This window comes from Rhodospira trueperi (genome assembly GCF_900101965.1).
GTDB lineage: Bacteria > Pseudomonadota > Alphaproteobacteria > Rhodospirillales > Rhodospirillaceae > Rhodospira > Rhodospira trueperi.
In genome coordinates this window covers 24,809-45,506 of record NZ_FNAP01000013.1, presented here as the reverse complement: position 1 = coordinate 45,506, position 20,698 = coordinate 24,809, and the positions used below count along the sequence as shown (strand labels likewise).

Annotated in this window: 24 protein-coding genes; 9 read left to right on the top strand and 15 right to left on the bottom strand. The window is 67.3% G+C overall.

Annotated features, from left to right (window positions below):
* Positions 1-2 precede the first annotated feature (2 nt).
* From BLS85_RS14910 to petA, 7 genes are all read right to left on the bottom strand, one after another.
* The gene (locus BLS85_RS14910; RefSeq protein ID WP_092787533.1) at positions 3-794 is read right to left on the bottom strand and encodes a trypsin-like serine peptidase; all 792 of its coding nucleotides are present in this window, start codon (positions 792-794) and stop codon (positions 3-5) included.
* A complete protein-coding gene (gene cysQ / locus BLS85_RS14905; protein ID WP_092787532.1) occupies positions 775-1,584 on the bottom strand; it encodes a 3'(2'),5'-bisphosphate nucleotidase CysQ in 810 nt (269 codons plus the stop codon). Before cysQ ends, BLS85_RS14910 begins: the two co-directional genes overlap by 20 nt.
* Entirely contained in the window at positions 1,581-3,920 is a 2,340-nt protein-coding gene (locus BLS85_RS14900; RefSeq protein ID WP_092787531.1) for a xanthine dehydrogenase family protein molybdopterin-binding subunit, read from the bottom strand. Before BLS85_RS14900 ends, cysQ begins: the two co-directional genes overlap by 4 nt.
* A gap of 72 nt (positions 3,921-3,992) precedes the next feature.
* Entirely contained in the window at positions 3,993-4,121 is a 129-nt protein-coding gene (locus BLS85_RS19645; protein WP_281242557.1) for a hypothetical protein, read from the bottom strand.
* Positions 4,122-4,261: 140 nt separating this feature from the next.
* On the bottom strand, positions 4,262-5,065 hold the full coding sequence (locus BLS85_RS14890; RefSeq protein ID WP_092787529.1) for a cytochrome c1: 804 nt from the start codon (positions 5,063-5,065) through the stop codon (positions 4,262-4,264).
* Positions 5,062-6,303 (bottom strand): cytochrome b, encoded by a 1,242-nt coding sequence (locus BLS85_RS14885; RefSeq protein ID WP_092787528.1) that lies wholly within the window; start codon positions 6,301-6,303, stop codon positions 5,062-5,064. The genes BLS85_RS14890 and BLS85_RS14885 overlap by 4 nt, the downstream gene beginning before the upstream one ends.
* A gap of 7 nt (positions 6,304-6,310) precedes the next feature.
* Positions 6,311-6,865, bottom strand: coding sequence for a ubiquinol-cytochrome c reductase iron-sulfur subunit (petA, locus tag BLS85_RS14880; RefSeq protein WP_092787527.1), 555 nt, complete (start codon positions 6,863-6,865; stop codon positions 6,311-6,313).
* A 326-nt stretch (positions 6,866-7,191) separates the two neighbouring features.
* Here petA and BLS85_RS14875 point away from each other — a divergent pair, with 326 nt between their 5' ends.
* The gene (locus tag BLS85_RS14875) at positions 7,192-7,650 is read left to right on the top strand and encodes a tRNA (cytidine(34)-2'-O)-methyltransferase (protein WP_092787526.1); all 459 of its coding nucleotides are present in this window, start codon (positions 7,192-7,194) and stop codon (positions 7,648-7,650) included.
* 16 nt (positions 7,651-7,666) lie between these two features.
* Here the strand turns inward: BLS85_RS14875 and BLS85_RS14870 are convergent, their stop codons facing one another.
* Genes BLS85_RS14870 through BLS85_RS14855 form a run of 4 tightly spaced genes read right to left on the bottom strand, consistent with a single transcriptional unit; the run spans position 7,667 to position 10,705 of the window.
* Entirely contained in the window at positions 7,667-8,995 is a 1,329-nt protein-coding gene (locus BLS85_RS14870; RefSeq protein WP_092787525.1) for a CCA tRNA nucleotidyltransferase, read from the bottom strand.
* A 48-nt stretch (positions 8,996-9,043) separates the two neighbouring features.
* Positions 9,044-9,385 (bottom strand): hypothetical protein, encoded by a 342-nt coding sequence (locus BLS85_RS14865; RefSeq protein WP_143027213.1) that lies wholly within the window; start codon positions 9,383-9,385, stop codon positions 9,044-9,046.
* A gap of 43 nt (positions 9,386-9,428) precedes the next feature.
* Complete coding sequence (locus BLS85_RS14860; protein ID WP_245699250.1) at positions 9,429-10,010, bottom strand: CoA pyrophosphatase; 582 nt, start codon at positions 10,008-10,010, stop codon at positions 9,429-9,431.
* Positions 10,011-10,069: 59 nt separating this feature from the next.
* Complete coding sequence (locus tag BLS85_RS14855) at positions 10,070-10,705, bottom strand: DUF1285 domain-containing protein (RefSeq protein WP_092787522.1); 636 nt, start codon at positions 10,703-10,705, stop codon at positions 10,070-10,072.
* A 36-nt stretch (positions 10,706-10,741) separates the two neighbouring features.
* Here BLS85_RS14855 and BLS85_RS14850 point away from each other — a divergent pair, with 36 nt between their 5' ends.
* Positions 10,742-11,776, top strand: a complete 1,035-nt coding sequence (locus BLS85_RS14850) for an AAA family ATPase (protein WP_092787521.1) — start codon at positions 10,742-10,744, stop codon at positions 11,774-11,776.
* A gap of 107 nt (positions 11,777-11,883) precedes the next feature.
* Here the strand turns inward: BLS85_RS14850 and BLS85_RS14845 are convergent, their stop codons facing one another.
* Positions 11,884-12,564, bottom strand: a complete 681-nt coding sequence (locus tag BLS85_RS14845) for a GntR family transcriptional regulator (RefSeq protein ID WP_092787520.1) — start codon at positions 12,562-12,564, stop codon at positions 11,884-11,886.
* A gap of 294 nt (positions 12,565-12,858) precedes the next feature.
* Here BLS85_RS14845 and BLS85_RS14840 point away from each other — a divergent pair, with 294 nt between their 5' ends.
* The 7 genes from BLS85_RS14840 to BLS85_RS14810 all read left to right on the top strand — a co-directional run bounded on the left by BLS85_RS14840 (position 12,859) and on the right by BLS85_RS14810 (position 17,788).
* On the top strand, positions 12,859-13,752 hold the full coding sequence (locus BLS85_RS14840; RefSeq protein WP_092787519.1) for an alpha/beta fold hydrolase: 894 nt from the start codon (positions 12,859-12,861) through the stop codon (positions 13,750-13,752).
* A gap of 24 nt (positions 13,753-13,776) precedes the next feature.
* The gene (locus tag BLS85_RS14835; RefSeq protein WP_092787518.1) at positions 13,777-13,986 is read left to right on the top strand and encodes a DUF4169 family protein; all 210 of its coding nucleotides are present in this window, start codon (positions 13,777-13,779) and stop codon (positions 13,984-13,986) included.
* Between the two features lie 4 nt (positions 13,987-13,990).
* Positions 13,991-14,962 carry a pyridoxal-phosphate dependent enzyme gene (locus tag BLS85_RS14830; protein WP_218128448.1) on the top strand — a complete coding sequence of 324 codons (972 nt, stop codon included), beginning with the start codon at positions 13,991-13,993 and terminating at the stop codon, positions 14,960-14,962.
* Between the two features lie 48 nt (positions 14,963-15,010).
* Positions 15,011-16,207: an aminotransferase class I/II-fold pyridoxal phosphate-dependent enzyme gene (locus tag BLS85_RS14825; protein ID WP_092787516.1), complete on the top strand. Its 1,197-nt coding sequence runs from the start codon at positions 15,011-15,013 to the stop codon at positions 16,205-16,207.
* A 35-nt stretch (positions 16,208-16,242) separates the two neighbouring features.
* Positions 16,243-16,524: a hypothetical protein gene (locus BLS85_RS14820; RefSeq protein WP_092787515.1), complete on the top strand. Its 282-nt coding sequence runs from the start codon at positions 16,243-16,245 to the stop codon at positions 16,522-16,524.
* Positions 16,521-17,027 (top strand): DUF2141 domain-containing protein, encoded by a 507-nt coding sequence (locus BLS85_RS14815; RefSeq protein ID WP_143027212.1) that lies wholly within the window; start codon positions 16,521-16,523, stop codon positions 17,025-17,027. Before BLS85_RS14820 ends, BLS85_RS14815 begins: the two co-directional genes overlap by 4 nt.
* Positions 17,028-17,296: 269 nt before the next feature.
* Positions 17,297-17,788, top strand: a complete 492-nt coding sequence (locus BLS85_RS14810) for a Dps family protein (RefSeq protein ID WP_092787514.1) — start codon at positions 17,297-17,299, stop codon at positions 17,786-17,788.
* Positions 17,789-17,873: 85 nt separating this feature from the next.
* Here BLS85_RS14810 and BLS85_RS14805 read toward each other — a convergent pair whose 3' ends face one another.
* The 3 genes from BLS85_RS14805 to BLS85_RS14795 all read right to left on the bottom strand — a co-directional run bounded on the left by BLS85_RS14805 (position 17,874) and on the right by BLS85_RS14795 (position 20,458).
* Positions 17,874-18,512 (bottom strand): glutathione binding-like protein, encoded by a 639-nt coding sequence (locus BLS85_RS14805; RefSeq protein WP_092787513.1) that lies wholly within the window; start codon positions 18,510-18,512, stop codon positions 17,874-17,876.
* An 81-nt stretch (positions 18,513-18,593) separates the two neighbouring features.
* Entirely contained in the window at positions 18,594-19,847 is a 1,254-nt protein-coding gene (locus tag BLS85_RS14800; RefSeq protein ID WP_092787512.1) for an NAD(P)/FAD-dependent oxidoreductase, read from the bottom strand.
* Between the two features lie 77 nt (positions 19,848-19,924).
* Positions 19,925-20,458 (bottom strand): invasion associated locus B family protein, encoded by a 534-nt coding sequence (locus BLS85_RS14795; protein WP_143027211.1) that lies wholly within the window; start codon positions 20,456-20,458, stop codon positions 19,925-19,927.
* Between the last annotated feature and the right edge of the window lie 240 nt (positions 20,459-20,698).

The following is a 20,698-nucleotide window of genomic DNA, read 5'->3' as shown; positions in this document are numbered from 1 at the left end:
CGCTAATTCTCGGGCAAGAGCTTCCGTTCCTGAACAAAGGCACGGATCACCGGCGCCGGAATCATGACCCCGCGCGGCATATCCAATCGTTCCGTAAATCCAATGGAGATGCCCGCGACAAGGGGCTCGTCTGTGCCGTCGGCGCTGACCAGCACCGGCCCCCCGGACGACCCCTTCGGCCCGTCGCAATCATGGCGCCACAGCGCATCGCCCTGCACGCCAAGGATGACGCAGCTTCGATCCACGGCCAGAAGATGCGGCCGGTCCTGACTGTAGCCCGCCAGCCAGACCCGGGCATGAACGCCGGCCGAGCGCCCCATTCCGACGTTCTCACTCAGCGTCATGGGGCGAATGTCCATCGGCTCGCGCAGTCGCAACAGCGCGAAATCGCCGCGCGGCCCGTCTCGGTCGGGACGGTGGATGGCGGCAACGAGGCTGTGGGCATCATAATCCCCGAACCGGTATCCGGCCACGAAATGCAGCGTATCGGGGGGCAACGGCCCGAGTCGGCGGTCTTCCAGGCAATGTGCGGCGGTCAAAACGAGGTCGGGCGCAATCAGGGTGCCGGTGCAGAACCCGCCCGTGCGCCGGTTGACCCGCCCGATGGCGCGCCAGGGCCAGGGATAGTCTTTTCCGGCGCTGGGACCGCCCTCGATGACGGGGCGGCGATCATCGGCACCCTGGATGCCGGGTATTTCGTAGGTGCGCGCATCGGCGAGGGCCGACGTGAGCACGACAGCCGCAACCGACAGGCACGTCAGGACAATGCGGGCTCTAAAGACCAAGGTCGGCATCCCGCCACGCTCCCCGGGCAATGAAGTGCGGATTCAGGAACCGCGCGTTCTTGGCATAGTGCAGGGGCGCCCCGGACTCGGTCGTGACATGGCCTCCAGCCGCCAGCATCACGGCGTGCGCCGCCGCCGTGTCCCACTCGCAGGTGGGGGCGAGGCGCGGGTACAGGTCGGCCGTACCCTCGGCGACGCGGCAGAACTTGAGAGAGCTGCCAGCGGTGACGCGCGAGGCCACCGGATAGCGCGCGAGAAATGCGTCCATGGCCCCACCGTCTCCGTGCGAGCGGCTGCCCAGCACCACCAGACCGGTCGGATCGGGTCGGCGACACCGGATGGAGTCCTCGCCCCGCGCGGTCAGCCGACGCGCCGTGCCGGCGCCGTGACCGATATAGAGAACGTCGAGGGCGGGCACCAGCACCAGCCCCAGCACCGGCCGGCGGTTCTGGATCAGGCCGATGTTCACCGTGAACTCGCCGTTGCGCTTGATAAACTCCTTGGTGCCGTCGAGCGGATCGACCAGCCAGAACGGACCGTCCCCTACCGTGGGCACGCGACCGGCGGCGACGCTTTCCTCGGCAACCACGGGGATTTCCGGAGTCAGCCGGTCCAAGGCCGCCAGAATCACGGCCTCTGCACGGCTATCGGCCGCCGTGACCGGCGAGTTGTCATCCTTGGACTCGACCGTGAAGTCGCTGTCGTAGACCGACATAACCTCGGCGCCGGCGCTGCGGATCACCGGGATCAGGGCGTCCGCGACGGCCCCCAGTGACCGGATGTCGAAACCATCTGTCATGTTGGATTGCGAGCCTTCCGCGCGGTCTGGAGCGTCCGCCACACCCGGTGCGGGGTCGCGGGCATATCGATGTGGTGGATGCCGAACGGCGCCAACGCGTCCACGACGGCGTTGATGACCGCTGGCGTGGCGCCGATGGTGCCGGCCTCGCCGGCACCCTTCACCCCAAGCGGGTTGGTGCGGCAGGGGAAGTCCTCGACCGTGCGGAAGCTGATGTCCGGAACATCCCGGGCGCGCGGCACCTGATAGTCCTGAAACGTGCCGGTCAGAAGTTGGCCGGTTTCCCGGTCATATCGGACCTCTTCCATCAGGGCCTGGGCGAGTCCCTGCACGGCGCCGCCGATGATCTGGCCCCGCAGCAGAATCGGGTTCAGGACGGTGCCGACATCATCGACGATGGTGTAGCGGTCCACCCGGACTTCCCCGGTATCCGGATCAATCTCCACCTCGCAGACATGACAGCCGTTGGGATAGGTGGCCTGCGGCGGTTTCCAGGCCTGAGTAACGCTCAGGCCTCCTGCCGCGGATTCAGCGGCGGCCTGGGCAACCTCGGCCAGCGTAAGCACGCGGTTGGTGCCCCTGCGACGGAACAGGCCGGCATCCGCGTCGTGCTCGACAGCGTCTGAGCCGTCCGCCTCCAGCAGATCGGCCGCGATCTCCCGGGCACGGACCACGAGCGCGTCAGCGGCGGCGGCCAGCGCGGCCCCGCCGACGGGGATGGATCGGGAGCCGCCGGTGCCCTTGCCGGTGGGCACCTCGTCGGTGTCTCCTTGACGCACGCGGATACGGTCCAGCGGCACACCGAGCGCGTCGGCCACCATCTGGCCGTAGGCGGTTTCGTGTCCCTGGCCGGTAGACTGGCTGCCGATCAGCACCGTCACCATGCCATCGGACGCCACCTGGACGGTGGCGCTTTCGTCGCCACCACCACCGCAGGCCTCAATGTAGAAACTCAGGCCGATGCCGCGCAGCCGGCCGGCGGCGGCCGACGCCGCCCGTCGAGACTCGAACCCGGCCCAATCCGCATCGCGCAAGCCCTCCTCCAGGACGGCGGCGAAATCGCCCGAGTCGTAGGTGCGGCCGAGCGCGGTCGTGTAGGGCATCGCGGCGGCGGGAATGAAATTCCGGCGCCGGATCTCGTCCACGGACACCCCGGTCTCCCGCGCCGCCGTCTCCACGAGGCGTTCCAACAGGTACGCGGCCTCCGGCCGGCCGGCGCCCCGGTAGGCGTCAACAGGCGTGCTGTTGGTCATCACCCCCCGTGCCCGGTAGGTGGCCGCCTTAAAGGCGTAGACGCCGACGATCATCGCGGCCCCGGCCATGGTGGGAATGAAGGCCGCGTTTTGCGAGCAGTAGGCCCCGATGTTGCCGCGCACATCGGCGCGGATGGCCAGAAATCGCCCGTCGACATCAAGCGCCAGTTCGGCGCGGGTCAGATGGTCGCGGCCGTGCAGGTCACTGGCGAAGCCCTCCGACCGATCGGCGATCCACTTGACCGGCCGGCCCAGGGCCTTGGCGGCGACCATGACCAGGGCATGTTCGTTCATCAGGAACAGGCGCATGCCGAACCCGCCGCCCACGTCGGGAGAGACCACGCGAATCCGATCCGCCGGCACCTTGAACACATGCTCCGCCAGCCAGCCGCGCAGGGTGTGGGAGCCCTGACTGCCCGTAAACAACTCGTAGCGGCCGGCCTCCGGGTCGAACCGGCCGATGGCGCCGCGCGGCTCCATGGGCGTCGGGGCCACCCGGCTGTTGACGAGATCAAGCGTGATGATCCGGGCGGCGCGCGCGAACTGCTCCGCCGTGGCCTCGGGATCGCCGGTCTCCCAATCGAACAGGATGTTGCCGGGGGCCTCGTCCGGATGCAGGACCGGGGCACCGTCGGTCAAAGCCGTAGCAATGTCCGGTGCGGCGTCCAGCGGGTCGATGTCCGGAAACACGGCCTCGGCGGCGTCGCGGGCCTGATGGGCGGTTTCGGCCACCACGAAGGCCACCGGCTCCCCCACGAAGCGCACCCGGTCGCGGGCGAGCACCGGACGCTCCGGTCCCGTCATGCGGCTGCCGTCGCGGTTCTTGACGAGGATCGTCGTCGGCAGGCCACCCACGCCGACGGCGTCCAGATCGGCGATGGTGAACACGCCCAGCACGCCAGGCATCGTCCGCGCCGCGTCGACATCCACGGCCTTGAGAACGCCGTGTGCGTGCGGCGAACGGACGACGGCGCCGAACACCATGCCCGGCAACACGATGTCATCCGTGAAGCGTCCGGCGCCGGTCAGAAAGCGCTGGTCCTCCACCCGGCGGATGGCCTGTCCCTTGCCGAAGCGGCCCATGTCGGTCTCCTGCCCAATGCGGTGGATCAAGCAAGCCTGGACGGGCCGGCCGGGTCAAGGGGACGGGCGCGGTCAGGAGGGAGCGGCGACCTCGCGGACGCGGGGAATCGCCCCGGACGGATCAACGGCTCCGGTGACGATGTCGGCGCCGTGCGCCATCACGCGGACGATGAAGTCCGGCCGGGTCCAGGCTGTCAACATGATGTCACCGCGCACGCCGTGCCGGCGGCCCGCCGAGCATGCCCGCGCCACCGCAAAAGAAAGGGCCACCCGCCGAAACGGGTGGCCCAGAAGCAGGATCCGGCGTTCAAGAGGTTGCCAGAAGCGAACCGAATCCGAGGTCAGTGCGCGTTCTTCCAGATCTCACGCTTGTAGGCATACAGAACGCCGGTGAAGACGATCAGGAACACCAGGACATAGCGACCCAGGTCCTTGCGCTTCTCCAGCTCTGGCTCGGCGGCCCATTGCAGGAAGGTCACCACATCCTTGGCCATCTGTTCCGGAGTCGCCTCCGTTCCGTCGGAGTACTCCATGATGCCGGGGAACAACTGCTGCGGCATGGAGATGGCATAGCCGGGAAAATAGTTGTTGAACGACTTGCCGGGCGGCACGGAGAACTCCGGATCTTCCTCGTGAACCCATTCCGGCACGCCGGCTTCGTACCCAAGCATCAGGCTGTAGACGTAGTCTGGGCCATGGTCGCGGGCACGCGTCATCACCGACAGGTTGGGCGGCACCGCGCCCCCGTTGGCCAGCTTGGCGAGGGCATCGTTCTCGTAGGGCTCCTTGATGGGATCCACCACGGTGGCCGGGCGCGTGAACATTTCGCCCCACTCGTCCGGGCCGTCCTCGATCTCGAAGCTGGCGGCGATTGCCTCCACCTCATCTTCGGTGTACCCGAGTCCCTTAAGGTTGCGGTAGTGCATGTATTCGAGGCCATGGCACGAAGCACAAACGTTCGAGTAGACCTCCCAACCGCGTTTCAACTGATCTTCGTTGTAGTGCCCGAACAGGCCATCGAAGGTCCAGGACGGATGCTTCAACTCCGGGCCCCCATGCCCACCGGCGGCCTGGGCGGCGGTACCGCCCAGGGACAGGCCCGTGGCCAAGATGGCGGCGGTGCCGATACGAATCAGGGTCTTCATGCTGCGGCCTCCTTGTCATGACCGGCGGTCACGGCCGCGCTGATGCTCTCTGGTACGGGCTTCGTCTTCTCGAACCATCCCAGCAGCGGCAGGATGACGACGAAGTGCGCGAAGTAGTAAGCGGTGGCCCACTGGCCCATGGTGACGTACGTGCCCTCGGCCGGCATCGCGCCCAACCAGGTCAGCAGGACGAAATCCGCCACCCATACCCAGAAAAACCACTTGAAGACCGGGCGGAACTTGCCGCTCCGCACCCGAGAGCGGTCGAGCCAGGGCAGGGCCATCCAGATCAGGATCGACAAGAACATCAGCACCACGCCGCCCAGCTTGTCCGGAATGGCGCGCAGGATGGCGTAGAACGGCAGGAAGTACCACTCCGGCACGATGTGCTCCGGCGTGACCATCGGGTCAGCCATGACGTAGTTGATGGAGTGGTTGAAGTAGTTCGGGTTGAAGAAGATGAAGTACGACAGCACGACCAGCGCCACACCCAGGCCAAACGCATCCTTCATCGTGTAGTACGGGTGGAACGGCAGGGTGTCCGCCTTCTTCTTCACGTCCACGCCCAGTGGGTTGTTCGACTTGGTCGTGTGCAGCGCCCACAGGTGCAGGAACACCAGCGCGAAGATCACCATCGGGAGCAGGTAGTGCAGCGAGAAGAAGCGCTGCAGCGTCGCGTTGTTCACCCCGAAGCCGCCCCACAGCCAGATGGCCAGTTCCTCGCCGACCAGGGGAATGGGCGTCACAAGACTGGTGATCACGGTGGCGGCCCAGAAGGACATCTGCCCCCACGGCAGCACGTAGCCCAGGAAGGCCGTGCCGACCATGACGAAGTAGATAATCACGCCAATGATCCAGAGGAGTTCCCGGGGCGCCTTATAGGACCCGTAGTACATGCCGCGGAAGATGTGGATGTACACGCATAGGAAGAACAGACTGACCGTGTTCATGTGGATGAAGCGGATGAGCCAGCCGGAATTCACTTCGCGCATGAGGCGCTCAACGGAAGCGAACGCCATATCCTCATGCGGCACGTAATGCATGGCCAGGAAAATGCCGCTGAAGATCAGAATCACCAGGGCAATGCCAGCGAGCGACCCGAAGTTCCACCAGTAGTTCAGGTTGCGCGGCGTGGGGTAGACGATCAACTCCTTGTGCATCAGGGAGAAGATCGGCATCCGTCGGTCAACCCACTTGATGGCCGGGTTGCTCCAGACGGGACTCGGGGTGCTGCTCATGAAACAATCACTCCTCGCCGATCTGGATGGTCGTGTCATCCAGGAAGGCGTACTGCGGGACGGGCAGGTTCAGGGGCGCAGGCCCCTTGCGAATGCGACCGGCGGTGTCGTAGTGCGAGCCGTGGCAGACGCAGAACCAGCCGTTGTAGTCGCCCTTGGGATCGCTGGGCTTCTGGCCCTTGGGGATGCAGCCCAGGTGCGTGCAGATGCCGATCTGCACCAGCCATTCCGGTTTGATGACCCGGTCTTCATCGGCCTCGGGATCACGCAACGAGGCGACGTTGACCGCGCGGGCCTGCTCGATATCCTCGGGCGTGCGATGGCGCACGAACACGGGCTTGCCGCGCCAGACGACGGTGATGGCCTGACCTACCGCGACGGGCGAAAGATCGACCTCGACAACCGCCAGGGCCATGACGTCCTTGGCCGGGTTCATGGAATCGATGAAGGGCCACACCGCGAGGGCGGTGCCGACCACTCCCATCCCGGCGGAGGCAATCAGCAGGAAATCGCGACGAGTCTTGTCGTCGCCGGATCCGGCCGGGTTAGCCGTGTGAGACATGGTGAAGCAACCTCTTCATTGCATTGACGGAGCGCAAAACAGACGACTCACGCTCCCTCCCCCTCGGATCGGCGTGCGTCTACGGTTCTCGGTCATGATAATCCGCCCGTGCCGGCTTACCGCCACGGCCTGAGCCCGACAGTAAAAACCCCGGGACGGATTGGATCCGCCGTTCCTGCCCCGCGAATGGCCCGACGGAATCGAGCCCACGCGACCCATGGGCGACGGTGGTTGTGACGGTGTATAATCGAAATCCTTAGCCATGAAAAGGGCAAATTTCTCCCATTCCCGGCGCTTAACCCGTTCCGCATCCAGGTTTTTTTTCCATGCGCTTGGCCTTGTACCAGCCGGACATGCCCCAGAATACCGCCGCCTTGATGCGTCTCGCGGCGGGGCTCGACCTGCCCGTGGACATCATCGAACCCTGCGGATTCCTGTGGGACGACAGGCGCTTGCGACGGGTCGGCATGGACTATCTTAAGCTCGTCTCGGTCCAGAGGCACCAGAACTGGGACTGCTTCCGGCGGTCGGCCGACGTGATCGGAACGCGGGTGGTGCTGTTGACCACCAGGGGCGCCACACCACACATCGCGTTGCCATTCCGGCCCGACGACGTGCTGCTTGTGGGACGGGAGGGGTCCGGCGTGCCGGACTCCGTTCACGATGCCGTGGACGCGCGGGTGACCCTCCCCATGGCGCCCGGGTTTCGGTCGTTCAACGTGGTCACGGCCGCCGCCATGGTGGCGAGCGAGGCCTTGCGCCAAACGAACGGCTGGCCGGCCTGACCAAAGGGCGTCGGGATCAGCCGCCCCCTTCCCCACCGTCCAGGCCCAGATCCCGGATCCGCTCCAGCAGCGCGCCCCGGTCAGGGCGGAAATCCTCGATCAGCCACCAGTCGCGCAAGTGCGTCAGAGCCGCGCCCAAGGCGGGACCGCGCGGCACGCCGGCGGCGATCAGATCATGACCCGTCAGCGGAAACGGGGGCGGGGCAAACGCGGTGGCCTCGGTCACGGCCGCCATCCATGCGGCGGTTCGGCGCGAGTCTGTGTGACCGTTTCGGGCACGTTCCGCCGCCCACTCAACCAGGATCAGATCAAGGGTCCGGCTCGGCCCCAGTTGATCGAGCAGGCGCCGCCGATCGGCCGGGGAGGCCTCAGGGCGCGGACGAAGTCGCGCCGGCAGGGCGGCGATCTCCGCCAACCGCTGGGTCTCGCGACGCGACAGGCGCAGGCGTTCGGCCACGGCGACAGCACCCGGCTCATCCGTGTTCAGCACCGCCGCCAGCCGGCGCAGATCATCCGCGACCACGCCCGGCGCGATGACCCCGCGCGTCTCCAGGAAGGCCAGAATGCGCAGAACATCAAAGCGTTCCGCCTCGGGCAGGATGCGCCGCAAGACATGCGCGGCACGGACCAGGAGCAGGGCGCCGGCCGGATCGGAGGCCATCAAGATCTTGAGCAGTTCCGCGCGCACCCGCTCGCCCGACAGATCGTCCACCGTCTCGGCCAAGGCCTGACAGGCCGTGAAGGCATCTTTGTCCGGCGCCGTGTGGGCATAATGGGCGTGAAAGCGGAAGAACCGCAGGATGCGCAGGGCATCCTCGCGGATCCGATCGATGGCGCGACCAACGAATCGCACGCGGCCAGCCGACAGGTCGGTGATGCCGTCGAAGTAGTCGAACACCGCGCCGTCCGGAGTCGCCGACAGGGTGTTGATGGTGAAATCGCGCCGCGCCGCGTCGGCCGTCCAGTCTTCCGTGAACGCCACCTCGGCGTGGCGCCCATCGCACCGCACGTCACGACGCAGGGTGGTCACCTCGAAGGGCGTCTCGTCCACCACCGCCAGAACCGTGCCGTGCTCCAGCCCGCGCCGCCACGGCACGGTGCCGATGTCGGCCCGGGCAAGCAGCGCCTGCACGACCTCCGGCCGATCCGGCGTGGCAATGTCCACGTCCTTGACGGGCCGACGCAGCAGGCCGTCCCGGACACACCCGCCGATCAGGCGCACCTCGGTTCCGTCCGCACTGAGGGCCGCCAGCAGCCGCCGCAGCCCCGGGGTCTTCATCCAGGGGTCCGGTGAGAGTTGCCCGACCGGAGTACGGGTTTTCAACTGGGTCCAGTCACGCGTCATGGCAACAGATCCGACGGCGTGGCGGCCGCCCCAGGGCACGAGATCCGCTCAGTCCGGCAGCGCATCCGCCGAGCCGGAAGCATCGGGGGCGTCGGCGTCGCGGTCTCTCAACTCGGCCGGGATAATGCGCCCATTCTCCATCCGAGGCGGCGAGTACTCACTGGTCGGACTGCCCATGGGCTGCAGAAGATACATGGTCATGGTGGCGGCCAAGGCGAGACCGGCGCCGGACAGCACCAGGGTCACCCAGGGCATGTCATCGCCGAGCCGGCGGACCACGCCCCCCTCTTGTCCGTCACCGGCGTTGGGGGCGGCCTGCCCCCGCATCAGCAGCCAGGCAATATACAGCAGGCTGGGTGTCAGCAGCGGCAGGATGATAGTCAGGAACACGCGCATGGATCACGGGCCTCGCAGCAGCGGCGGAAAGGTGCGGTCAGGACCGCGCAGCCGGACCCTCACCCTGCAACACCGCATGCAGGTTGATGAGAATGCCGGCCGTGGCTCCCCAGATATAGTAATCCTTGTAGGGAATGGCGAAGTAGGGGCGGCGCTGTCCGTCCTTCTCTCGATACCCGTGGGCATGATTGGCCGGATCCATCAGAAACGCCAGCGGAACCTCGAAAATCGAGGCGACCTCCGCCGGGTCGGGCCGCAGGGACACCGGCGGGGTGACCACACCGACGAACGGTGTCACACGGAAGCCCGTGACCGTGATGTAGTCGTCCAGCCGACCGACGATCTCGACCCGCTCCGCCGGCAGCGCGGTTTCCTCGTATGCCTCGCGCAACGCGGCCTCGCGCGGACCGGCGTCCTCAGGATCGACGCGGCCACCAGGAAACGAAATCTGCCCCGGATGATGCGGAAGGTGGCTGGCGCGCTCGGTCAGCAACACGGTGACGGCCCCGTCATGATCGATGATCGGAACCAGAACGGCGGCCGGCCGGTGCGGCGCTGGCGGCCTGTCGGCAAGGAACAGCCGCGCCTCCTCGCCCCCGAGCAGGCGAGCAATGGCCATGTCCGACCCCTGGCCCAGTCCCCGTCCGTCGCGCAGCCGGCGGGCCAGATCGGCGCGGTCTAGTCTTCGTCGTCCAGCGTGCCCAGGCTGAAGAATCGGTCCCTGCTCCATACCCCGAATCGTCTTTCACCGTCATGGGTCTCCTCGACCCCGCGTCCCACAAGATCATAGTACACCGACCGGCTCAGTCGGGCATCAAGTCCGTCGCGCACGGTGATGTAGGGCACAGACTCGCCCGTTTCCGGATCGTGCTCGACCCGCAGGGGATGGTCCTCGTCCAGGGTCACGACCTCGTCGCAATTGGTGCGAAAGCTGATGCAGGCACCGCCCTGGCAGCAGTCCACGAACAGTTCCACCGCCATGAACGGAACGTCGGCGACCTCGACTCGGCCGACCTCCGCCGGGGTGACCATCCAGTACGTCCCGTCATCCGCCCGGTGGAGCACCGACGCGAACAGGCATACCATCTCTTTTCGCCCAATCGGCGACCCCTGGTAATGCCACGCGCCATCCCGATCTATGGAGAGGCCCAGGTCGCCGCAGAAATGCCTTGGCCGCCCGCCGATCCCGGGCGTCTGCAACACCTCCAGACGCCTCAGGACAGGGGGAAGGCCTTGATCGGCGTCCGCCTCGCCCGATGTCCGATCCGCGACGGAGTCGTGTCGGTGCCCGGTGCCGGAGGCGTTGAGTCCCATGAGATGTTCCCGTGACCGTGCGAGGGAGGAGATGCGATGAGCCCCGCCACCGAATCCAGCGACGCCCGGACCGCCGACGCCGCGTTCGACGCCGATGCGGCCCTGCTCGAAGACGTAGAAAGGCTGGGGGACCGAATCAAGGCGGCCCGGCAGGCCATCGGCCGCGTCATCTTTGGGCAGGCGGACGTGGTGGACGGCACCCTGGTCACCCTGCTGGCCGGAGGGCATTGCCTGCTGATCGGCGTGCCCGGCCTGGCCAAGACACGACTGGTGCAGACCCTGGGCGTCGTGCTCGGCCTCGACGCCAAGCGAGTGCAGTTCACGCCCGACCTGATGCCGGCGGATATCCTCGGCTCAGAGGTGCTGGAACAGAACGAGGCCGGACGGCGCGGCTTCCGATTCATCCCGGGGCCGGTCTTCTGCCAGCTTCTGATGGCCGACGAGATCAACCGCGCCAGCCCGCGCACGCAATCGGCCCTGCTCCAGGCGATGCAGGAGCACAAAGTCTCCGTGGCCGGGCATTACCATGACCTGCCGGCACCGTTCCATGTGCTGGCCACCCAGAACCCCATCGAGCAGGAAGGCACCTATCCGCTGCCGGAGGCGCAGCTCGACCGCTTCCTGATGCAGGTGGACATCGGCTATCCGGATCGCGCGGCCGAACGGGCGATGCTGGAGGCCACCACGACCGACCGGGTCGTCGAACCCGAACCGACCCTGTCGCAAGACGACCTGATGGCGGCTCAGCGGCTCGTCCGCCGCGTGCCCATGGGCGAAAGCGTGATCGAGGCCATTCTCACCCTGGTTCGCAAAGGGCGCCCCGAAACCACCGACCTGCCTGAGATCCGGGCGCATGTGGCCTGGGGTCCGGGACCGCGCGCCAGCCAGTCGCTGGCGTTGGCGTGCCGGGCGCGGGCCGTCCTGGACGGCCGCTTGGCGCCCAGCGTTGACGACGTGATCGCCCTGGCCCGTCCGGTTTTGATCCACCGCATGGCGCCCACCTTCACCGCCCGCGCCGATGGCGTAACCCTCGGAGAGATCATTGACAGGCTAACGGAGTCGGTGGGCTGACGGGTCAAACCGGGACGGACCCGCGCGCTGAGCGGGTAAGACCGAAACCGGATGATCCGTCGGCAAATGCGAACAGCGAGTCCGATTCGCGGTTCAACGAACCGCGATCACTCATCCACGCCCGACGGCAGCATCGGCAGAAGTTCACCGATGACGTCGACCTGCACCATGACGTGGCACCGCATCGCCTCCGCCGCCGCGTCCGCGTCGCCTTTGACGATAGCCCGCGCCACGGTCCAGTGCTCCGCCTGGGACACCGCCATGCGCCCGGGACGGGCAAGCTGTTTGCGGCGATAGGGCTCTCCCCGTCGCCGCAGACCGGAAATCAGCTCGGCCAGAACGGAGTTATGCGCCCCCTCGTAAACCGCATCGTGGAACCGGCAGTTGGCTTGGTAGTAGGCATCCATGCCCAGATCCTGCGCCACCGCCGCGCCGCAGGCGTCGCAGGATTCTAGGAGTTGGCAGCGCTCGTCCTCCGTCATATTGGTGGCGGACAGCCGGGCGCACAGGCTTTCCAGTTCCGCCATGACAACGAACAGCTCGATCAGACGCCGTAGGGTGATGCGTGCCACCACGGCCCCCTGACGCGGACGCACCTCCACCAGCCCAGAGGCCGAAAGTTGATGCAGGGCTTCCCGCACAGGGGTTCGAGACACCGAGAAGCGGCTGGCAAGAGACAGTTCGTCAAGGCGGGCCCCCGGCAACAAATCTCCGCCGAAGATCTCGTCCTCAAGGGCTTTGCAGACCAACTCGGTTCGGGTCGGCGCCCGAGCTTTTTTGTTGTTCATGACCTCATGCTTCCTTGCCCGAAAACACGATATATACTGAAAAATCAAAACGTAAAAACCATTTCCTCGAAACATCTCATATTACACAAGAATTCATCAACGATGTTGTAATCTATTTTGGAGGGAAATTCAAACTCGCCTTTTGGCGAGCTATGTCATAACATATAACGCTGGGGGTGTTCTCATTTTTACTTCCATTCACGGCCCTTGCGTCTTGCCCCTGCGTCAAGACTTGGACCCACCCCGAAGTCCGTGTTTAATGATCGTCCGGTCACCGGAAGAAAGGCCCGCGCCATGAGCGAGACCAACGCCACCGCCGCCACCGTCCGGCATGTCCTCTGCGCCCGGCCCGAGGGCCTGAAACGGATGTCGTACTGCCAGTGGGGACCGGGCCACGGCGGGCACCCCGCCGTGATCTGCGTGCATGGCCTGAGCCGCAACGCCCACGATTTCGACCATCTCGGTGCGGCGTTGGGCGAAGCGGGTCGGCGCGTCCTCGCCCCCGATGTCCTGGGGCGCGGCGACAGCGACTGGCTCACCGATTCGTCGGGATATCAGTTGCCGCACTACGTCAGCGACATGACGCCCTTGATTGCCCGGGCCACGGCCCCCCTGGACATGGATCAGGTGGATTGGGTGGGGACCTCCATGGGCGGGCTGATCGCCATGCTGCTGGCCGCCAGTCCGCAGTCCCCCATCCGTCGCTTGGTCCTGAACGATGTCGGCCCTTTCGTGCCCAAGGCCGCGTTGGAGCGCATCGCGGCCTATGCCACGGCGGCGGAACCGACCTTCGCCTCGCTGGAAGAGGCGGAGGCCCACTATCGCCAAATCCACGCCGACTTCGGTCCCATGACGGATGCCGACTGGAACGATTTCACCCGCCACTCGACCGTCCAGCGGGACGACGGCCCCGGCGGCTGGCTGCCCCATCAGGACCCGGGGATCGGCGATCCGATGCGGGGCCAGGAGGTGGCCGACGTCGATCTGTGGCCTTTATGGGACCTGATCCAGTGCCCCGTTCTGGTGCTGCGCGGCGCCCGCTCCGACCTGCTGACGGCGGAGACGGCGGCGGAAATGACCAAGCGCGGCCCGAACTGCACGGTCCACGAGGTCCCCGACGCCGGCCACGCGCCCATGTTCACCACGGCGGAGATCAACGGCGTGGTCGCCGACTTCCTCGCCGCCTGATCACCGCACAGCCGAGACCCTGCCATGGCCGACATCATCAACCTGCGCCGCGCCCGCAAACAGCGCCAGCGCGCCGAGAAGAACACCACCGCTCAGGGCAACCGGCTTCGGTTCGGCCTTTCCGGGGCGGTTCGTCGCAACGCGGAGGACGCCCGCGAACGCGAGCGGCGCCGGCTGGAGGGCCACCGGCTGGAAAACACCGACCGCGACCCGTCGGCGGATGATGCGGACTGACCCCGTGCCCGTATCCATGTCCCCTGCCCTGCCCACCGACGCCCACATCCGCGCCGCGCACGAGCGCATCGGCCCGCATGTCCACCGCACACCGGTGCTGACCTGCGCCACCCTGGACCGCATGGCCGGAGCGACGCTGGTCTTCAAGGCCGAGCCGTTGCAGAAGGTCGGCGCCTTCAAGGCCCGGGGCGCGGTCAACGCGGTGTTCTCGCTGTCCGATGAGGCCGCCGCGCGCGGCGTGGCCACGCATTCGTCCGGCAACCACGGTCAGGCCCTGGCTTACGCGGCGGCGCGGCGCGGCATTCCCGCCCACATCGTGATGCCGGAAACGGCCGCCCGACCCAAGCTGGAGGCGGTCAGGGGCTACGGCGGCCGGGTGACCCTGTGCCCGCCCGGCACCCGCGCCCGAGAACAGGCGCTGGCTGACGTCCTCGCCGCCACCGGGGCCGACATGGTGCACCCCTACAATGACCCCCGCGTCATCGCCGGGCAGGGAACCTGCGCCCTGGAACTGCTGGAGCAGGCCGGCCCGCTTGATCTCGTGATCGCCCCCGTGGGCGGCGGCGGCCTCATCAGCGGCACCGCGCTCGCCTGCGCGGCCACCGCGCCCGCCCCCCGCGTTCTCGGCGCCGAGCCCGCCAACGCCGACGATGCGGCCCGGTCGCTCAAGGCCGGATGCATCGTCGAGGACGACGCGCCCGACACCATCGCCGACGGCTTGCGGGCGTCCCTGAGAGACCTCACCTTCGCCATCATTCGGGCACACGTCCCGGCAATTTTCACCGTCACCGAAGAGCAGATCGTGACCGCGATGCGTCTGATATGGCAGTTCATGAAGCTGATCGTCGAACCGTCCGCCGCCGTCCCTCTCGCCGCCGTCCTGGCCCACCCCGAGGACTTTCGCGGGCGCCGCGTCGGCGTCATCCTGACCGGCGGCAACGTCGATCTCGACCGCCTGCCCTGGATGCCCCCGTGATGCCCCCGTCTTGGACGCAAAGCCCCTGACCCTTCGGAGCCCCCCGCGATGCTGAATCCCGCCCTGGCCGACCTGCCCGACAGCCCGTTTTCGCGCATGACCGCGCTGATCGACGGCATTGATCCGCCGGACGGTGTGACGCCTCTGCTGATGTCGGTGGGCGAGCCGCAGAACGCCTATCCCGCCTTCGTCGCCGAGGCGTTGGCGGAGAACGCCCACCTGTGGGGCAAATACGTCTCACCGCGCGGCACCGACGCGCTGAACGACGCCATGATCGGATGGCTCGGGCGGCGCTTCGGGGTTCCCGCCGGGACCATCCGGCCGGGCGAGTCCATCGCCCCTCTGGCCGGCACCCGCGAGGGCCTGTTCCTGTTGCCCCAGGTGGTCACACCGCGCCGCGCCAGCGACAGCAACCAACCGCCCGCCGTGTTGATTCCCAATCCGTTCTACCACACCTATGCCGGCGCGGCCCTGGCAGCGGGGGCGGAGCCCGTGTTCCTCAACACCACGCAAGAAACCCGTTATCTGCCCGACCTGGACGCCGTAAGCCCCGATCTTTGGGCGAGGACGTCCCTGGCCTACCTCTGCTCGCCGTCGAATCCGGCCGGCACGGTCGCCGATCTCGATTACCTCAAGCGCTTCATCGCCATCGCCCGCGAGCACGATGTCTGTCTGGTGGTGGATGAGTGCTATGCCGAGTTGTACTACGGCGATCCGCCTCCGTCGGCGCTACAGGCGGCGCTCGACCTCGACGGCACGCTGGACAACGTCGTGGTGTTTCACTCGCTGTCCAAGCGCTCCAGTCTGGCCGGCCTGCGGGCGGGATTCTGCGCCGGGGATCCCCGTGTTCTCAAGCCGTTCCTGAAGCTGCGCGATTACGGCGCGGTGTTCATTCCCCTGCCCTCGCAAGCCGCCGCCGCGCGCCTCTGGGCCGATGACACTCATGTCGAGGCGAACCGCGCCTACTACCGGCGCAACTTCGAGATCGCCGAGGCCGTTCTGGGCGACCATCCGGGATTCACGCACCCCGAGGCCGGGTTCTTCCTCTGGCTGCGCGTGGACGATGCCGAGCAGGTGGCCCGGCGCCTGTGGGCCGAAGCGGGCGTCAAGGTGGTCCCCGGGGCCTACTTCGGCCGCCCCGATGCCGCTGGATTCAATCCCGGCACGCCCTATATCCGATTGGCGATGGTGCATGACGCCACGACCATCGACGCCGCGATGCGCCGCATCCGGCCGTTGTTGTAAGTGCGCGCCCCATCGGGCGAAACAGGAGATTTGCGGTGTCCCCTCCTTCCGACAAACCCCGCGAGGGTGAACTGATTCCCCCGCCGAAGCGGGCCGGTCTGCGATCCTATGGACCGCGGCCCCCGGCGGGGCTGGAGGAACCGCGCCAGCCGGCCAATCTGGTCTGCCAGCGCTGCGGCGCCGAATTCGCCTGGGACCGGGCCGAAAAGCCCGGCAGCCCGGAGGTCGCGTGGTCGGCGCGACTGGTCAGGGAGTCCAAGACCTGCGACTGCGGTTACGGACAACGCCCCCCCTTCGGAGGCGGCCCACACCCATGACCATCGAGAGACGTCAGGACCCACGTCTGGCACGCGGACTGCGGCGCGGTTCCGGCGCCGCCGCCCTGGTGATGTTGGCCTTGATCGGGGGCAGCGCATCCGCGACCACGATTGAAACGGACGCGCCATCGGCCACCCTGTCCCTGACCATCACCGATGTGACCAGTGACAGGGGCACGGTCCATGTCGCGCTGTACGACCGGCCCGACGCCTTCCTGGACAAGCAGCGGATGCTGACGGGCGCGATCGTCGCCGCCCAGGAGGGCAAGGTCGTCATCCAGATTCCCGATCTGCCGCCGGGTCGGTATGCCGTCGCCGCCTATCACGATGAGAACGACAACGGTCGCTTCGATCTCGGGTTGTTCGGCATTCCCCTGGAGGGATTCGGGTTCTCCCGCGATCCCGGCGTGATACCGCGCCGGCCGACCTTCGATGACGCAGCCTTCCCGGTCACCGCGCCGGAATCCCGACAAACCTTCAGTATGCGGTACAGCGTTATGTAGGGCGGTTTGATCGGGGGCAGGAGCAGCCGCGCCCGGATTGGCCCGATAGGGCGAGGTCCACGTCGTTCGTTCGTCTTTTTCTCTCGTACACAATAAAACAATCAATTGGATTAATGGATCGCGCTGATCCATCGTCTGGGCATGTGAACGGTCAATGCGGGCCCCCGTCGTATCGTCCATGGTCCGACGCCCGCGCGCGGGGCACCCGTCCCGCAGAGACCGATCCACCACGGATGAACGAACCAGAACACGAGAGGAGAGACATCATCATGGCCAACCAGAATGCCGCCGCCCCGGTCAACACCGGCCTTGAAGAGAACGCCCGCAACAGCGTGGCGCAGGGACTGAACGCGGTGCTCGCCAGCACCTTCGCCCTGGCGCTGAAGACGCACAACTTCCACTGGAACGTGACCGGCCCCCGCTTCCAGGGTCTGCACGCCCAGTTCGAGGAGCAGTACACCGACCTGTATGCCGCCGTGGACGAGATCGCCGAGCGCATCCGTGCCCTGGGCAGCATGGCGCCCGGCGGCCTGGGCCGTTACGGGGAGCTGAGCGTGGTCGAGGATGCGCCGGAGACTCCGCCGGCCGCGGAAGACATGGTCGCCGCCCTGGCGCGCGATCACGACGCCATGGCACGGCAGCTCCGCCCGCTGATCAGCGAGGCGGGCGAGGTCTCCGATGAGGTGACCGCCGGCTTGCTGACCGACCGTCTGGGCGTGCACGAAAAGACCGCCTGGATGCTGCGCGTCGCCGCCGGCTGATCCGAACCGGCCCGCTCCGAGCACATCGGAGCGGGCCGTTGCGCGCTTGCGTGTCCCGGGCGACTGATGTCGGCCCCTGAAAGCCCTATCCCTTCCGCATCTCCTCGCCGATGCTCAGGCTTTTCTGGACCGCCGGACGCGCCGCGATGTCGTCGTACCAGCGCTTGAGATGCGGAAAGTCGCCCAGGTCCTGCCCCTGCCACTCATGGCGCGCCACCCAGGGCCACGACGCCATGTCGGCGATGGTGTAGTCGGCGCCCGCAAGATAGGACACGTCGGCCAGACGCCGCTCCATCACGCCGTAAAGACGGTTGGTTTCCTTGGTGTAGCGCTCGATGGCATAGGGCACCGGCTCCGGCGCGAAGCGGCGGAAGTGATGCGCCTGCCCGGCCATCGGTCCCAGACCGCCGACCTGCCAGTACAGCCACTCGTTGACGCGAATCCGGCCGCGCGGATCGGTGGGCAGGAAACGGCCGTGCGTCTCCGCCAGATAGATCAGGATGGCGCCGGATTCGAAAATCCCGAGTGGCGCCCCGCCGTCGGCCGGCGCGGTGTCGAGGATGGCCGGAATGCGGTTGTTCGGCGACAGCGCCAGAAACGCCGGCTTGAACTGATCGCCCTTGGTGATGTCCACCGGATGAATCGTATAGGGAAGGCCCAGTTCCTCCAGCAGGATCAGCGGTTTGAGTCCGTTGGGTGTGGGCCAGAAATGCAGTTCGATCATGACGACTCCGTGCGTTCGGTTACCGGGGCGCGATGGGTCCCAGATGGGCCGGCGGCACGGCGGCGCAAGGCCCGGACGGGCTTACCCGCGCCGATCCGGGCGAAACGGCGCCAGATCGATGTCCACCGGACGGCCCGTTAGCAGGTCGGTCACCATACGCCCGGTGCGCGCCGCCGCCGTCAGGCCCACATGCTGATGACCATAGGCCGCCACGACCCGCGCCGATGCGGGCAGAACTCCGATCACCGGCAGGCTGTCCGTGGTCGCCGGGCGCGGACCGGTCCAGGGCGTGGCCCCGTCGTGACGCAGGGCCGGAAACAGGTCCGCCACACCGCGATGCAGAAGCTCCGTGGGCGCCCGCGCCGGCGCCGCGTCCAGCCCCGCGAACTCGACCAGTCCGGCCAGCCGCACCCGGCCCTCCATGGGTACGACGACCATCTTGCGCGCGGCGTCCATGACCGGATGACGGGGACCGCCGTTCGCCCCGGCCAGATCGACGTGATAGCCGCTCTCGGCCTCCAGACGCACGCGCGCCCCGAGCGGGCGAGCCAGGGCATCGGACCACGCACCGGCCGCGATCACCGCATGGCCGGCGCGGATGTCGGCGCCGTCGGTGTGCAGGGTCACGCCGCCGTCGTCCGGCTCCACCGCCCGCACGCGAGCGCGAACACTCTGGCCGCCGGCGTCCGCGAACGCCTCGGCCAGAGCCGCCACATGCGCCCCCGGATCGGTGATGACGCCGTGATCCGGCAACGCGACGCCGAACCGACGCGCGCCCGAAAGGTCGGGCTCGCGCGCCCGTAGCGCGGCCTCATCCAGTTCGGTCCAGGTCATCCCGGCCTGACGCCGCAGCGTCCAGGAGAAGCGGTCGGCCTCATAGCCGGCGCGATCCCGGTAGAGGTACAGGTAGTCCGTCGGCCGGATGAAGCGCGCGGCCGGCGTACCCTCGGCCAGGGCCAAGTGCTGATCCAGGCTGTCCAGAAGCAAAGGGGCCGTCTGCCGGGCGACCGTCTCGGCCCGGCCCCGCGTCGCGTTGGCGAGGAAGCGCCACAGCCATGGCGCCAGCCGGGGCAGCGCCGCGCCGCGCACGAACAGCGGCCCATCGCGGGACAACAGCATGCCCGGCGCCGTCCGCCACAGGTCGGGCGTGTTGACGGGAATGAAGGCACAGCGGGCCAGAATGCCGCCGTTGCCGTGGGAGGCCCCCGCGCCGGGTCCCTCGCGGTCGATCAGAACCACCGGCACACCCCGGCGCCGCAGGCTCAAGGCCACGGCAACGCCGACGATGCCGGCCCCGATCACCGCGACGGGCGGCGCATCGGGCGCGAAATCCACGGGAACGGCGGACGCGGTAATGGCTCCGACCTCCAGGCGACGCAACGATCAGCGGGCGGCGTGCGCCCGCTCTCTCTCTATTGGCATTCGCCCGTGATGGCCTCGTGCGCGTTCGTGAAGCCCATCAGAGAATAGGTATCGGTGGTTCGGGTGCCGCGCGACGAAGTGCCGACGACCACCATTTCACTGCCGGCCTTCATGGCGGTGACCAGTTTGGCGTCGTCCTCGTCATAGGCCCAGGCGGTCTCGTCATGGGTGAACAGTGTGAAGGCGTTGCGCCCGTCCACGGTGACGCTCACCTCACTTTGCTCCTTGTAGGGATAGCCGGCGACAAAGCTGACGACGTTGCTCGCGCCCTCGGCCGGGCGGTGGCTGACGATGGCGAAAATATCGCCCCGCCGCGTGTAGTTGCCCTGGTCCTTCTGCGGCCGGCTGGCAATGTAGCAGACCTTGCTGCCCCCCTCGTCGTAGGTGTAGGCCGTCCAGTCCCGAAACTTACCAATGGTCCTGACATCCTGCGCCAGGGCTTGGGACGACGAAGCCGTCGTCCCCAAGACGATGGTGGAGACCAGTAGCGCGAGGACGAAAAGGCCGCGCATGGAAGGCATCATCGTTGTCGATCCTCCTGGATGGACGTCCGCACGCCGACGGGAAAGCCGGCCGCCGTGGGTGCGGATAAGGAAACGCCGGGTGCCGGACGGGCCGCCACTCGTCGGCGGGGAGACTGTGCCCCGTGGCCCGGCTCGGATCAAGCCTTGAACGCGACGCAGTGCCAACCCGGTCGCCCGGCTGTCCGACAGCACACCCTAGCAAAGCGGTTGCGGCATGGCGAACCTGGGGTCAACTCAGGG

Coding starts and splice junctions, on each gene's coding strand:
- BLS85_RS14910 (WP_092787533.1), bottom strand. CDS start 794: ATGCCGACCTTGGTCTTTAGAGCCCGCATTGTCCTGACGTGCCTGTCG.
- cysQ (WP_092787532.1), bottom strand. CDS start 1,584: ATGACAGATGGTTTCGACATCCGGTCACTGGGGGCCGTCGCGGACGCC.
- BLS85_RS14900 (WP_092787531.1), bottom strand. CDS start 3,920: ATGGGCCGCTTCGGCAAGGGACAGGCCATCCGCCGGGTGGAGGACCAG.
- BLS85_RS19645 (WP_281242557.1), bottom strand. CDS start 4,121: ATGTTGACAGCCTGGACCCGGCCGGACTTCATCGTCCGCGTGATGGCG.
- BLS85_RS14890 (WP_092787529.1), bottom strand. CDS start 5,065: ATGAAGACCCTGATTCGTATCGGCACCGCCGCCATCTTGGCCACGGGC.
- BLS85_RS14885 (WP_092787528.1), bottom strand. CDS start 6,303: ATGAGCAGCACCCCGAGTCCCGTCTGGAGCAACCCGGCCATCAAGTGG.
- petA (WP_092787527.1), bottom strand. CDS start 6,865: ATGTCTCACACGGCTAACCCGGCCGGATCCGGCGACGACAAGACTCGT.
- BLS85_RS14875 (WP_092787526.1), top strand. CDS start 7,192: ATGCGCTTGGCCTTGTACCAGCCGGACATGCCCCAGAATACCGCCGCC.
- BLS85_RS14870 (WP_092787525.1), bottom strand. CDS start 8,995: ATGACGCGTGACTGGACCCAGTTGAAAACCCGTACTCCGGTCGGGCAA.
- BLS85_RS14860 (WP_245699250.1), bottom strand. CDS start 10,010: ATGGCCATTGCTCGCCTGCTCGGGGGCGAGGAGGCGCGGCTGTTCCTT.
- BLS85_RS14855 (WP_092787522.1), bottom strand. CDS start 10,705: ATGGGACTCAACGCCTCCGGCACCGGGCACCGACACGACTCCGTCGCG.
- BLS85_RS14850 (WP_092787521.1), top strand. CDS start 10,742: ATGAGCCCCGCCACCGAATCCAGCGACGCCCGGACCGCCGACGCCGCG.
- BLS85_RS14845 (WP_092787520.1), bottom strand. CDS start 12,564: ATGAACAACAAAAAAGCTCGGGCGCCGACCCGAACCGAGTTGGTCTGC.
- BLS85_RS14840 (WP_092787519.1), top strand. CDS start 12,859: ATGAGCGAGACCAACGCCACCGCCGCCACCGTCCGGCATGTCCTCTGC.
- BLS85_RS14835 (WP_092787518.1), top strand. CDS start 13,777: ATGGCCGACATCATCAACCTGCGCCGCGCCCGCAAACAGCGCCAGCGC.
- BLS85_RS14825 (WP_092787516.1), top strand. CDS start 15,011: ATGCTGAATCCCGCCCTGGCCGACCTGCCCGACAGCCCGTTTTCGCGC.
- BLS85_RS14815 (WP_143027212.1), top strand. CDS start 16,521: ATGACCATCGAGAGACGTCAGGACCCACGTCTGGCACGCGGACTGCGG.
- BLS85_RS14810 (WP_092787514.1), top strand. CDS start 17,297: ATGGCCAACCAGAATGCCGCCGCCCCGGTCAACACCGGCCTTGAAGAG.
- BLS85_RS14805 (WP_092787513.1), bottom strand. CDS start 18,512: ATGATCGAACTGCATTTCTGGCCCACACCCAACGGACTCAAACCGCTG.
- BLS85_RS14795 (WP_143027211.1), bottom strand. CDS start 20,458: ATGATGCCTTCCATGCGCGGCCTTTTCGTCCTCGCGCTACTGGTCTCC.